The following is a 13440-nucleotide window of genomic DNA, read 5'->3' on the forward strand; positions in this document are numbered from 1 at the left end:
TTCAGCCCTCGGTTTTGGGCGCAGGCTTCCGGTTGAGGTTTCGCCGGATCATGCCGAGGTCGGCGCCGCCGATCAAAAAGGCGGTCGCGAAATAGACGATCATCGAAATGGCGATCAAAAGGCCGAGCGTACCGACCTTGGTCGCCAGGTGGGCACTGGAAGCGAGCCAGGGTTCCCAGCGATGCTGCAGGAAGACGATGACGCCGCTCATCACGGATGCCGAAACGACGAGCAGAGCAGCCCGGCGGGCAAGCGCCCATTCCCAGGCGAGATGGCCGCGGCGAAGCAGCGTTGCGAAAAGCAGAACCGTGCTGATCCAGCCCGCGGTTGCTTCAGCCACTGCAATGCCCGGTGCGCCAAGATACGGAAAAAGCATCAAAGCCGTGGCGCAGTTGACACCCACTGCAACGGCTGAAAAGCGCATCGGCGTCTTGGTATCCTCGCGGGCGTAAAAGCCCGGCTGCAGCGCCTTGATGAGCACGAAGGCCGGCAGGCCGATGCCGTAGATCGCGAGGATCGAGCCGACAAGCGCTGTGTTCTCCTGATCGAAGGCGCCACGTTCGTAGAGCACGCGGATGATCTCGTCAGCGAGGACCCAAAGGGCGAAGGCGGCAGGGATCGTCAGGAACAGCACGAATTCGATCGAGCGGTTCTGCAGGTTCCCGGCTTCGCGCAGGCTGCCACCCTTCAGTGCACGGGCAAGCTCCGGCAACAATACGACACCGACGGCAACGCCAACGACGCCGAGCGGTAGCTGGTAGATGCGATCCGCATATTGCAGGGCGGCGATCGCACCATCGCGGGACGAGGCGATCGCCTGGCCGATCAGCTGGTTGATCTGTGTGATGCCGCCCGTGACAGCGGCGGGGACGGCGAGGATCAGCAGCCGTTTGACGTTCGGCGTCATTCGCGGGAAGCGAAAGCCAATGCTCATGCCTGCGTGGAGGACGCCGACATAGACGACGGCGAGCTGCAGGATACCAGCGGCCAGCACGCCCCAGGAGAGATACCAGGCGGTCGCGAGCGGCTCGGCGCCAGAATAAAAAGCGTAGACGAGCGCACCAATCATCACGACATTGAGGAAAATGGGCGCGACCGCTGCGGCAAAGAAGTGGTGCAGTGAATTCAGCATGCCGCTCATCATCGCCGTCAGCGACATGCACATGAGATAGGGAAACATCACGGCTGCCATGCGGATGGTGATCGAGAACTTATCCGGATCGTCGGCAAAGCCCGGCGCGATGATGAAGCGTACGAGCAGCGGCATGCAAAGTTCCATCACGATGGTGATGAGCAGCAGTACCGAAAAGAGCACTCCGAAAACCTCTTCGGAAAACCGCTTGGCTCCTTCCGTGCCGTTCGCTTCGATCTCCTTGGCGAAGAGTGGCACGAAGGCTGCGTTGAAGGCGCCTTCGGCAAACAGCCGACGGAAGAGGTTGGGAAAGCGAAAGGCCGCGTAGAAGACGTCAGCCATGGAGCCGGTGCCGAGGGCGGCCGCCATCAGCGTCTCGCGGGCAAAGCCGAAGATGCGGCTGCCGAGGGTTGCGCCGCCGACGGTGGCGAATTTCTTGACGAGGCTCATGCCGGAGGCCCGGCTTTCTTTTCGCCCGGCTGCGATGTCCGCGCCGAGGCGGCGGGCGCGATGATGCCGGACGGCATGCGCTCGCGAAGCTCATCTTCTTCGCCGGCCATCACCGCCTTCAGCCGGGCGGTGATATTGGCCCGCTTGGTGTCGCTGGAGATTTTCTGGCCAACGAGGTCTGTGACATAGAAGGTGTCTATGACCTTTTCGCCAAAGGTGGTGATGCGGGCTGACTGGATGTCGAGCGAAAGATCAGAAAGCATCGCGGTGATTTCCGAAAGCAGGCCGGTGCGGTCAAGGCATTCGACTTCGATGACGGTGAACTTGTTCGATAGGTTGTTGGTGATGTTGACCGACGGCGGAATGACGAAGGCCTTGCTTCTCTTGCGGTTCTTCGTACGCGTAGCGATGACTTCTGGCAGCCATTTGCGGCCCGACAGTACGTCTTCGATCATGCGCCCGATCGTGCCGGCGCGGCGAAGCTCGTCCGCATCATCCTGGAATTCGCGGCTGACATGGATCGTATCCAGCGCGCGCCCGTCCGACGTCGTGAAGATCTGCGCATCGACAATGTTGGCTCCTGCTGCAGCACATGCACCGGCAATAACGGCGAGCAGGCGCGGGTGGTCTGGCGAGAGCACGGTGATTTCGGTGATCGCGTGGAAACTGTCGGTTCGCACGGTTGTCGCGAGCGCCTGGCCGTTCTTGTCCGCCTGGCGGATGAAATCGGCGTGACGGACTTGGTCTTCCAGCGGCACGGAAAGCAGGTAAGGCTGGTAGTGCAGCTTGCTGTAGGTCTTGCGATCCTTCTGGCTCCAATCGGAAAGCGCGTTGAACAGCGCTTCGGCCGCGGAATTGGCGCGCTCCTTGCGCGAAACCTCCGAAAAGCCGCCGGCAAGCAGCAGTTCGGTCTCGTAATAGAGCGTCCTCAGCAGCTGGCCCTTCCAGCCGTTCCAGACGCCGGGGCCGACGGCGCGGATGTCGCAGATCGTCAGGACCAGCAGCATCTTCAGGCGATCGAGTGATTGAACGCGATCGGCGAAGTCGGTAATCGTCTTGCGGTCGGTGAGATCGCGGGTCTGGGCAACCATGGACATCGTCAGATGCTCCTCTATCAGCCAGACAACGAGTTCCGTCTGCTTCTGCGACAGGCCGAAGCGGGAGCAGAGCTTGCGGGCGACGCGGGCGCCGGCGATCGAATGGTCTTCCTGGCGGCCCTTGGCGATGTCGTGGAGAAGGACTGCGACATAAAGCGCCTCCCGGTCTTCGATCCCCGGCATCAGCTTGTTGGCGAGCGGATGCAGGTCGTCGGCCTTGCCCTTGTCGATTTCCGAGAGCACGTCGACGGTACGGATCAGATGCTCATCCACTGTATAGTGGTGGTACATGTTGAACTGCATCATCGCGACGATCTTGCCGAATTCCGGAATGAAGCGGCCAAGTACGCCTGCTTCGTTCATGCGGCGCAAAATGAGCGCCGGGTCGCCCTTGGAGGTGAGGATCGACATGAAGAGGCGGTTCGCCTCGTCGTTTTCGCGCAGGTTGTTGTCGATGAGGTTGAGCGATCGGGTGACCCGCTTCAGAGCATCGGGATGGAACTCGAGGCCATTGATATCGGCAACGTGGAAGAAGCGAATGATGCTGACGGGATCGTGCTTGAACACGTCCGGGCTGGCGAGCGCGATGCGACCGCGATCCTCCATGAATTCCGTACTGCCGGCGATCTTGCGGCTGCGATGGGCAAAACGGCTGATCACCCCGGTGAGCCCCGGCGTCGATTTTGCCTGCTGGTCTTCGAGAGCCGCGCACAGGATGCGCGTCAGGTCGCCGACGTCCTTTGCCACCAGGAAGTAGTGCTTCATGAAACGCTCGACGGCCGAAAGGCCGGGGCGCGAGTGATATCCGAGCGCTTCGGCAATCTCCCGCTGGATGTCGAAAGAAAGCCGTTCCTCCGCTTTACCGATCAGAAAGTGCATGTGGCAGCGCACCGCCCAGAGGAAATCGTCGGCCTTCTCGAACAGGCGGTACTCATGCTTGGAGAGAACGCCGAGCGCTACGAGTTCCGCCGTGTCGCGGACGTGATAGTAGTATTTCGAGATCCAGAAGAGCGTATGCAGATCGCGCAGCCCGCCCTTGCCCTCCTTGACGTTGGGTTCGACGAGGTAGCGTGTGTCGCCTGCCTTGCGGTGGCGTTCATCGCGTTCGGCAAGTTTGGCGGCAATAAATTCCGGTCCTGTGCCGGTCACGATCTCCTTGTCGAAGCGGGTCTCAAGCTCCGTTGCAAGCGATTTCAGGCCGCAGATGTAGCGCATCTCGAGGATCGCCGTGCGGATCGTCATGTCGGACCTGGAGAGCGCCATGCACTCCTCGATCGTCCTTGTCGCGTGGCCGACCTTGAAGCCCATATCCCAAAGGACATAGAGCATGAACTCGACAGCCTTGTGCGTCTCCTCTGCCGGTCTTGGCTGAAAGAGGAAGAGCAGGTCGATGTCGGAGCCCGGCGCCAGCGTATCGCGGCCGTAGCCGCCGACCGCCGTCACGGCGAACTTGTCCTTCTGCTGCGGGAACATATGTGCGCTGACGAACTCGTAGAGTACCGCGATGATCTGGTCCTGCAGCCAGGAGATGCGCCGGGCGCAGCCAAGTCCGCTGCCATCGGCAGATAGAAGCTCGCAGGCCTTTTGGCGCCCGTCGCTGCTTGCCTTTTTGAGCATGGCAAGCAGATCGGAGCGCATGACGTCCGGCCGGGTCCTGTTGGCTTCGGCAACGGCGTCGCAGAGTCTTTGCAACAAGGCCGTGTCGAGAATTTCCGAGAAATCGATGTCACTCATCGTCGCCATGCGCGGAGCGGCTTCCTGTTCGCGCGGTGCGACCGCGTCTCGTTTCGTCTGCATGCGCTATAGCCTCTTTACCCCGCGTTTGACACGGGCCTTCATACTGCAAGAACCCTTAATTTTGGCGAAAAGGTGGTTGCCTTCCACTTGCGGAGGCGAAGACGAACAGCTTCAAGCCGCGCCTTGCATATTCACCGAATAAAGGATCTTGCGCGCCTCGCTGGTAATCTCCTCCAGCGTCGGCCTGTCGCATTCGCGGTAGCCCGCTTTGGCAATGGCCGCCGCAAGGTCGCAGATGATGGCGCAGGATTGAGTGATTTCGAGCAGGCCGACTGGCGAGTTCCAGCTGCGCGGATTACCGTGCTCGTCGGCGTTACGCAGCGCTTCGAGCACGGTGAACATATCGGCGAGGCGCTGTGTTTCACGGATAAGGCTGCGCATGAACATTACGGCTTCCTACTTCAGCTGCTTCTTGAGACCGTAAAGCACCTCGAGCGCCTCGCGCGGCGTCATGTCGTCGAGGCTCATTCCCTTCAACGCTTCCTCGATCTTGGACGGCCCGCGATTGGCATCCTCGCGCCGAACCGCGACTTGGAACAGCGGCAGATCGTCGATCAGTTGGCTTGCCGGGTTCTTGCGGTCGGCATCTTCCAAGCGCGTCAGCACGTCGCGGGCGCGCGCGACGACAGACGCTGGCAGGCCGGCGAGCCTGGCCACCTGGATGCCATACGAACGGTCCGCCGCACCCGGTCCCACTTCGTGCAGGAAGATGACGTCGCCGTCCCATTCCTTGACGCGCATGGTGGCGTTCGATAGCCGCGCAAGTTTTTCCGACAGCACCGTCAGTTCGTGGAAATGCGTGGCGAAGAGACCACGGCATCGGTTTGCCTCATGCAGATGTTCCACGGCCGCCCAGGCAATCGATAGGCCGTCGAAGGTCGCAGTACCGCGGCCGATCTCATCGAGGATGACGAGAGAGCGGTCGGTCGCCTGGTTGAGGATCGCGGCTGTCTCGACCATCTCGACCATGAAGGTCGAGCGCCCCCGTGCCAGGTCGTCCGAGGCGCCGACGCGGGAGAAGAGGCGGTCGACGATGCCGATGTGAGCGGAGGTCGCGGGCACGAAGGAGCCCATCTGCGCCAGGATAGCGATCAACGCGTTCTGGCGCAGGAATGTCGACTTACCGCCCATATTCGGACCGGTCAGCAGCCAGATCGCCCCGTCTTTGCCGTCCGCCACAGGCGAGAGATCGCAATTATTGGCAACGAACGGACCGGAGGACTGACGCCGCAGCGCCTGTTCGACAACGGGATGGCGTCCGCCTTCGATTGTGAACATTTTCGAGGCATCGACGAGCGGGCGGCAATAGGCCTGTTCCTCCGCCAAGAGTGCCAGGCCGGCAGCAACATCGATGATGGCAAGCGCGCGGGCGCCGGCCTTGATCGCCTCGGCTTCAGCGACGACGGCGGCCGTCATCCGGTCGAAGGCTTCGAGCTCGATCTGCAACGCGCGGTCCGCCGCGTTTGCGATCCGGCTTTCCAGGTCGGCAAGCTCGGTCGTCGTAAAACGCATGGCATTCGCCATCGTCTGGCGATGGATGAAGCGGGCTTTGGCCTCCGGCGCATCCGTCATCGGCCCCGCATTGCCGGCCGTCACTTCGATGAAATAGCCGAGGATATTGTTGTGCTTGATCTTCAGAGACCTGATGCCGGTCTCGTCGGCATATTGGAGCTGCAATCCGGCGATCACCCGGCGCGACTGATCGCGAAGCGCCCGCACTTCATCAAGATCGGCATTGGCACCGTCCCGCAGGAAGCCCCCGTCGCGCTTCAACAGCGGCAGTTCGTCGGCGAGCATCTCCGCAAGCAGAGATTGAAGAGCCGTAGGCAAGGCCCGCAACCCGGAAAGGGCCGCGTCGAGTTCTTCCGGTAAAAGCGCATTGCCGAGCAGCTTTGCAAGATCGGAAGCAGCGCCAAGTCCTTGCCGGATCGCCCAGAGATCGCGCGGGCCGCCGCGGTCGAGCGCAAGGCGGGAGAGTGCGCGTGGCATGTCCGGCACGTGCTTCAGCGCGTCGCGCAGGTCGCCGCAAAGCCTGGGCTCCTCGATGAGGAAGCCGATCGAATCCAGCCGCTCGTTGATGCGGGCAGGATCGGTCAACGGTGACATCAGCCGTTCTGCGAGAAGGCGGGCTCCTCCACCGGTAACCGTCCGGTCGATTGCTTTCAGCAGTGAGCCGTTGCGGTCGCCGGACAGCGTGCGGGCAAGCTCCAGATTGGCGCGGGTCGCGGGATCGATGAAGAGCGTCGAGGCGCCGCTCTCGCGCTCCGGTTTGCCAAGCGGCGGGCGTTCGGCGATCTGTGTCTTTTCGACATAGGCAACAGCCGCCGCCGCTGCCGCAAGCTCGGCGCGGGAGAAAGTGCCGAAGCCGTCGAGCGTCGAAACGCCGAAATAGCGCGCGATGCGGTTTTCTGCTGTCGCGCTGTCGAAAAGCACGGAGGGCTGCGGCACGGCCGTGCGACCAAGTACGTCGAAGACCGGCTTCAGCTCGGGATCGTGAAACATCGTATCCGGCAGGATCAGTTCGCGGGGATCGATGCGCAGGATGTCGGCAAGCAGCCGTGATGTCTCAGTTTCGGCCAGCCGGAAGACGCCGGTAGAGATATCGATCCAGGCGAGCGCCAGCAGCGGTTCGGACGCGCCTCGAATCCGGGTAAGCGCCATCAGATAGTTCGATTCAGAGGGTGATAGCAGCTTTTCTTCGGTGATGGTTCCCGGCGTGACAAGGCGGATGACGTCGCGTTTGACGACGGATTTCGAGCCCCGCTTCCTCGCCTCCGCCGGGTCTTCCACCTGTTCGCAGACGGCGACACGGAAGCCCCGTCCAATGAGCTTCTGCAGGTAATCGTCTGCGGCATGCACGGGAACGCCGCACATCGGGATATCTTGCCCCATGTGCTGACCGCGCTTCGTGAGCGTAATGCCGAGCGCACGCGAGGCTTCCAGGGCGTCTTCGAAGAACAATTCGTAGAAATCGCCCATTCGATAGAATAGCAGCGAGTCGGGGTTGTTCGCCTTGATCTCGATGAATTGCTCCATCATCGGCGTTGCCGAGGCACGGCTTTCCTCCGTGGATAGCTCGGCAGCCGAAAAGGCTTCGTTCCTGGCGTCTATTCGTTGGTTCACGGAGGTGCAATTTTCCAAAAAAAACAGGTGCCAACCCTAGCCGCCCGCCGCTATAGATGACAACCGCCATTGAGGAAGAGCAAGGCGTCACCCACAGGACGTTGGAGGAAGAATGCCCGATATCGAAAAGAAGCCGCAGCCGGTGACGTCCGTTACCGACAACGAAGCGCTCGAGTTTCATGCCATGGGGCGGCCCGGGAAGCTGGAAATCAACCCGACGAAACCGATGGCGACGCAGCGTGATCTGTCGCTGGCCTATTCGCCGGGCGTCGCGGTGCCGGTCAAGGCGATCGCCGCCGATCCGGGCACTGCCTACGACTACACAACGCGCGGCAATATGGTGGCTGTCATCTCCAACGGCACAGCAATTTTAGGCCTCGGCAATCTCGGCGCCTTGGCATCCAAGCCGGTGATGGAAGGCAAATCCGTCCTTTTCAAGCGCTTTGCCGATGTCGATTCCATCGACCTCGAGGTCGACACGGAAAATGTCGACGAGTTCATCAACTGTGTGCGTTTCCTTGGCCCGTCCTTCGGCGGCATCAATCTGGAGGACATCAAAGCGCCAGACTGCTTCATCATCGAGCAGCGTCTGCGCGAGCTGATGGATATTCCGGTCTTTCACGACGACCAGCACGGCACGGCGATTATTGCAACGGCCGGCCTCATCAATGCCTTGGAACTGACGGGACGTGACCTGAAGACGTCGAAACTCGTCTGCAACGGCGCAGGAGCTGCCGCCATCGCCTGTGTCGAGCTCATCAAGTCGATGGGTTTTGCGCCTGAAAACATCACCCTTGTCGACACCAAGGGCGTAATCTATCAGGGCCGCACCGAGGGCATGAACCAGTGGAAATCGGCACACGCGGTAAAGACAAAGGCCCGCACGCTGGCAGATGCGATGAAGGGTGCCGACGTCGTATTCGGTCTGTCGCAGAAGGGTGCCTTTTCGGAAGAGATGATTCGTTCGATGGCCGACCGGCCGATCATCTTTGCGATGGCAAACCCCGATCCGGAAATCACGCCGGAGGAAGTCGCGCGCATCCGCGATGATGCCATTATGGCGACAGGGCGATCGGACTACCCGAATCAAGTGAATAACGTTCTCGGCTTTCCCTATATCTTTCGCGGCGCGCTCGACGTGCGGGCAACCACGATCAACGACGCGATGAAGATTGCCGCCGTCAAGGCGCTTGCCAATCTGGCCCGCGAGGATGTACCCGATGACGTCGTTGCCGCTTATCAGGGCAACCGCCCGCGCTTTGGCGCGCAATATATCATTCCCGTGCCCTTCGATCCGCGGCTCATTTCGGCAATCCCGGCTGCCGTGGCGCAGGCTGCGATCGAAACTGGCGTTGCCCGCAAGGTGATCACCGACATGGACGGCTATCGCCGCGAGCTATCGGCAAGGCGTGATCCGATCGCTTCGACGCTTGCGAGCCTTTACGAGCGGGTTCGCCGCCGTCCGAAACGGATGGTTTTTGCCGAGGCGGAAGAAGAGCAGGTCATGCGCGCGGCGATGTCTTATGCCAACCAGCAGCTCGGCACGGCAATCCTTCTCGGCCGCGAAGATCTGATCAGGGCGACGGCGGAGCGGGCAGGGATCGACCTCAACCGGCCAGGCCTCGAGATCGTCAATGCACGCATCTCGACCCGCATTGAGGCTTACACCGACTACCTCTATGCCCGGCTGCAGCGGAAAGGCTATCTGCACCGCGATGCACAGCGCCTGATCCACAACGATCGCAATCATTTCGCCGCGACGATGGTGGCGCTTGGCGATGCAGATGGCATGGTGACCGGCATCACGCGCAATTATTCGACGGCGCTGGAGGACGTGCGGCGCTGCATCGACGAGAAGCCGGGCCACCGTGTCATCGGCGTGTCGCTGGTGATTGTCCGCGGCCGTGCGGTCTTTGTGGCAGATACCGCGGTTCACGATATGCCTACCGCCGAAGAGCTGGCCGATATCGCCGAAGAAGCGGCAGGCCTTGCGCGCCGCATGGGCTATCAGCCGCGCGTTGCGCTGCTCGCCTATTCCACCTTCGGTCATCCTTCGGGCGAACGTTCCGAGCGCGTGCGCGAAGCCGTGAAGATCCTCGACAAGCGCCGCGTCGATTTCGAATATGATGGCGAAATGGCAGCCGACGTGGCGCTGAACCGAAAGGTGATGGAGCAGTACCCGTTCTGCCGCTTGTCGGCTCCCGCCAACGTGCTGGTCATGCCGGCCTTCCACTCCGCTTCGATCTCGACGAAGATGCTGCAGGAACTCGGCGGCTCGACGGTCATCGGCCCGATCCTTGTCGGCCTCGACAAAGCCGTCCAGATCACCTCGATGGGCGCCAAGGACTCCGACATCGTCAACATGGCGGCGATCGCGGCCTATTCTGCGGGGTAGCAGTCAGGCGCAAGCCCCTTCATCTGCCTGCCGGCACCTTCTCCCCGCTGGAAAGAAGGGACTGGCGGCGTTGCCTGTGCGTCTCTTGAATTGATCTCGCTGAGCGGATGCGGCAATCTCCCCTTCGCGGCGGCACGGCAGGACATCAGAGATAGCGCGTGGCTCGCTACCATCTGCTTCAGCCGGACGAGATTACCTGTTTGCGCTGCAAGCTCGATCTTCTGGAAAATCAACTCGCGAAACGGCCGGCGTCAGCGCCGTAGTAATTCAAATAGCGATCCGAAATGCTTGCGATCGGCAGCACGATCAGCACGTCCGTCGTGTTGAACGCATGGTCCACCACCGCGGTGGAGCCGACCATGGCGCCGAGGCGAAGGTAGCCCTTGATCAGCGGCGGAAGGGCCATCAGCGCCTTCTTCGGGTTGACGGCCTCCTTCGGCATCAGATCCATGCTGCGCGCTTGGCCCGGCAGAGCGCCGACCGCCCATTCGCCCTTGGCAAGGACGGTGTGGTGCAGGAAGGAAAGTGCCAGCGCATGGCTCTCCGGATACACACCCGGGAAGGAGGCGCAGCCGAACATGGCGCTCATGCCGTGCTTCAAGGCATAGGCCCAATTGCCCTGCCAGAGAAGTTCGACCGTACGCTTCGTGCGGTATTCCGGCAGCACGCAGGAGCGGCCGAGCTCCATGAAGCGCTTGTCTGGATGACGCGCGAGAAGCTCGCCGATCGCGAATTCGGAAGCCGAGTAAAAACCGCCATTTGCCATCGCCACGTCCTGGCGCAGCAGGCGGTAGGTTCCGACGATCTGGTCTTCGCTATCACCTTCGATCGAGCGGTCGAGGACGAGAAGGTGATCGCAGAATGCATCGTAAGCGTCGAAGTCGCGTTCGCGGCGCATGGCCTCTGGCGGAAGCTGCGCCTGCATTTCCTGGACGAAAACGCGGTAGCGCACATGCTGCGCAGCATCGATCTCGCGAGCAGTGCGGGCAAGGCGGGTCTCCAGGTTGCCGATGCGGCCAAAGACGTCGCCTTCCTTCGGCGCGACGGCCGCTGCAGGCCGAGAAACCTCCGGCGTTGTGTCGCGATTAAGGATGTCGATGGACATGATGATTCTCCCGTTGCCGGCTCATGGCGTGTCATAAAACACTTCTGTACGACAGGAAAGTGACATGGATTTTACGGAAAAACGACGCTTATGTCACTCTGCTCAGAGCGCTTCGGCTCGGCGGGCGGAAAGTGCTGCGACGGCATGGACTTCCGTCAGCAGCCGGATTGGGTCGACAGGTTTCAGCATCACGCGGTTTGCACCGGCAAGCAGGACCTGGCGGCGCGACTCGTCGCGTTTGTCGGCAGTCAGCACGATGACCGGCACCGCAACGACCTGCAGCCGCCGTTCGTGACCGCGCAGCCGCCCAATCATTTCAACACCTTCCCCGCCCGGCATCGTGAGATCGCTGATGATGATGTCGGGGCGCATGCTGCCTTCGGCAAGTGCGCAATCCAGCAACGTCTCGAAGTCTTCGACATGGTGAACCTTATGTCCGCCCTTCTCCAGCACAGCGCGGACAAGCATCGCGTTGATCGGGTCGTCTTCTCCGAGAAGGATATTCATCCCGCCTGGCATATTCGCTTCGGGAATGGCGGCGGTAAAGCCGGGCTGGTTGTCGTTCAGCGCATCGCGCTTTTCCATGCCGCGCATGCGTCCGCGAAGCACGTCGATCAGCGACTGTTCGCGAAGTGGCCGAATAAGCCAGGCATCGAAGAGATCAAGCGGATGGGCGTTACGCTCTTCCGGATTGACGAGAAGGGTCTTGCGCAGGCCAAGCGCGGCAATTTCGACGCGGTCGGCAAGATGCTCCGTAAACTCCGCGGACATGCGATGATCGACGATGATATCTGTCGGGCGATGGTCGATGCCGGCAATGTAGAGAAGCGTCTCCCGGGCTTTTTCGCCGTCGGCCACCAGATGGCAATCGCCGCCGAGAGCGACGATGGTCTCGGCGATTGCGGCGCGGGCTGCACCGGCCGGGGCAAGAAGCACGACGATATTGCCGCAAAGGAGCGATTTGCGGCTGCCGCGAGCCTCCAGCGGAATGTTTGCGGGAAAGCGGATCGTGAATTCGCTGCCCTTGCCCATTTCGCCGGCGACCGTCAGAGAACCGCCGAACTCGCCCATGATGCGGGCGGAGATGGTGAGCCCGAGCCCGGTGCCGCCGCTTTTTTCCGTCATGGTTCCTCCCTGCTCGAATTCGCCGAAGATTCGGTCATGTTCCTCCGCTGTCATCCCTGGGCCGGTGTCCGTCACCGTTATTATGAGATCGTCGTCGCGCAAGGATACGCGGATGAAGACGCCGCCCACCTGGGTGAACTTCACCGCATTGCCGATGACGTTGAAAAGCACCTGACGCAGCCGCGCCGGATCGAAACTCATGAATTCCGGCACGTCGGAAGAGACCGTCGCACCGATCTCGATGCCCTTTTCGTGGGCACGGTGTGCCAGCATTTCGACGACGCTTTCCAGCAGCTGGCGCAGCAATTCGGTGCGCGGACGAAGCTGGAAGCGGCCGACTTCGATCGTGGAGAAATCGAGGAGGTCTTCGACGAGTTGGGCGAGCGCATGGCCTGACTGTCGGATGCCGTCGATATAGTTCTGCTGCTCCTGGGTCATCTGCGCCTGGCTAAGCAGATGAGTCATCCCGAGAATGCCGGATAGTGGCGTTCGGATTTCATGGCTCACGGTCGCAAGCAAGCGGGATTTCGCCGCACTGTTGTACTCGGCCTTTTGGCGTGCCTCCTCGCGCGCCTGCGCTGCAAGACGCTCGGCGGTCACGTCACGGGCGACGCTTTGGAGTAGCAGACGGCCATTCGACGGATCGCGGGTGACGACGTCATGCCAGGCGAAGATGCGCTGGCCTTGCGGCGTCGAGATCTCGACATCGAAGCGATATGGCTCGGCGCCAGGGCGGAAGGCGATGCCGAGTTGTTCGCAAGTCTGTCCCTCCGGCTTCAGACGGCCCGTCAGGCGGCGAAAAGTGGCATTGGCGCCGATGATCCGCCGGTCAATGGTACGGGTAACGGTTATGTCGTCGAGGGCGTCATGAACAGCGGCGAAAAGTTCGGCAGCATCGCATGCCTGCGGCTGGTTGCCGGTCCGCTGGCGCAGCTTCATCAGCAATACATGACCGAGAAGTGCTGCGGCAAGGATTGCAAGGCCGGCGGAAAGTAGCAAAGGTCCGCCCGCTTGCCCGAGTGCAAGGAATGCGATCGCAGCAAAAAGGCCAAGGCCGCCGAGCCAGTAAAAGAGCAGGGTGCGCAGCGGATGCTTTTGCTTTGCTGCCGGCGCCAGCGGCACAACCTCATCCGCCGGCCGCCGATCATGCGGCTTGGCGGCCGCGCCGAATGCGGCGGCGAGACGTTCCTGCAATTGAGCCAGACTGTGCATACTT

General features: G+C 61.5%; 7 protein-coding genes. 1 reads left to right on the forward strand and 6 read right to left on the reverse strand.

All coding sequences use genetic code 11. From position 1 onward, the window contains the following. Position 1: 1 nt before the first annotated feature. The 4 genes from murJ to mutS all read right to left on the reverse strand — a co-directional run bounded on the left by murJ (position 2) and on the right by mutS (position 7599). The gene (murJ, locus tag ACW4PC_RS16445) at positions 2 to 1582 is read right to left on the reverse strand and encodes a murein biosynthesis integral membrane protein MurJ (protein WP_455874463.1); all 1581 of its coding nucleotides are present in this window, start codon (positions 1580 to 1582) and stop codon (positions 2 to 4) included. Next, entirely contained in the window at positions 1579 to 4476 is a 2898-nt protein-coding gene (locus tag ACW4PC_RS16450; RefSeq protein ID WP_455874464.1) for a [protein-PII] uridylyltransferase, read from the reverse strand. The genes murJ and ACW4PC_RS16450 overlap by 4 nt, the downstream gene beginning before the upstream one ends. Before the next feature lie 111 nt (positions 4477 to 4587). Beyond that, positions 4588 to 4863, reverse strand: coding sequence for a hypothetical protein (locus tag ACW4PC_RS16455; protein ID WP_455874465.1), 276 nt, complete (start codon positions 4861 to 4863; stop codon positions 4588 to 4590). Positions 4864 to 4872: 9 nt separating this feature from the next. Then, the gene (gene mutS, locus ACW4PC_RS16460) at positions 4873 to 7599 is read right to left on the reverse strand and encodes a DNA mismatch repair protein MutS (protein WP_455874466.1); all 2727 of its coding nucleotides are present in this window, start codon (positions 7597 to 7599) and stop codon (positions 4873 to 4875) included. Positions 7600 to 7711: 112 nt separating this feature from the next. Between mutS and ACW4PC_RS16465 the strand changes: the two genes are divergently transcribed. Next, a complete protein-coding gene (locus ACW4PC_RS16465) occupies positions 7712 to 9994 on the forward strand; it encodes an NADP-dependent malic enzyme (RefSeq protein ID WP_455874467.1) in 2283 nt (760 codons plus the stop codon). A 229-nt stretch (positions 9995 to 10223) separates the two neighbouring features. On the opposite strand, the gene ACW4PC_RS16470 is transcribed toward ACW4PC_RS16465, so the two are convergent. Both ACW4PC_RS16470 and ACW4PC_RS16475 read right to left on the reverse strand, forming a co-directional pair. Beyond that, entirely contained in the window at positions 10224 to 11102 is an 879-nt protein-coding gene (locus tag ACW4PC_RS16470) for a GNAT family N-acetyltransferase (RefSeq protein WP_455875039.1), read from the reverse strand. 99 nt (positions 11103 to 11201) lie between these two features. Beyond that, positions 11202 to 13436 (reverse strand): ATP-binding protein, encoded by a 2235-nt coding sequence (locus ACW4PC_RS16475; RefSeq protein ID WP_455874468.1) that lies wholly within the window; start codon positions 13434 to 13436, stop codon positions 11202 to 11204. Positions 13437 to 13440: the final 4 nt, after the last annotated feature.

It is taken from the genome of Rhizobium yanglingense, assembly GCF_977109285.1.

Bases quoted from the DNA above. Each gene is read 5' to 3' on its own strand.
- murJ (WP_455874463.1), bottom strand. From the start codon at position 1,582: ATGAGCCTCGTCAAGAAATTCGCCACCGTCGGCGGCGCAACCCTCGGC.
- ACW4PC_RS16450 (WP_455874464.1), bottom strand. From the start codon at position 4,476: ATGCAGACGAAACGAGACGCGGTCGCACCGCGCGAACAGGAAGCCGCT.
- ACW4PC_RS16455 (WP_455874465.1), bottom strand. From the start codon at position 4,863: ATGTTCATGCGCAGCCTTATCCGTGAAACACAGCGCCTCGCCGATATG.
- ACW4PC_RS16465 (WP_455874467.1), top strand. From the start codon at position 7,712: ATGCCCGATATCGAAAAGAAGCCGCAGCCGGTGACGTCCGTTACCGAC.
- ACW4PC_RS16475 (WP_455874468.1), bottom strand. From the start codon at position 13,436: ATGCACAGTCTGGCTCAATTGCAGGAACGTCTCGCCGCCGCATTCGGC.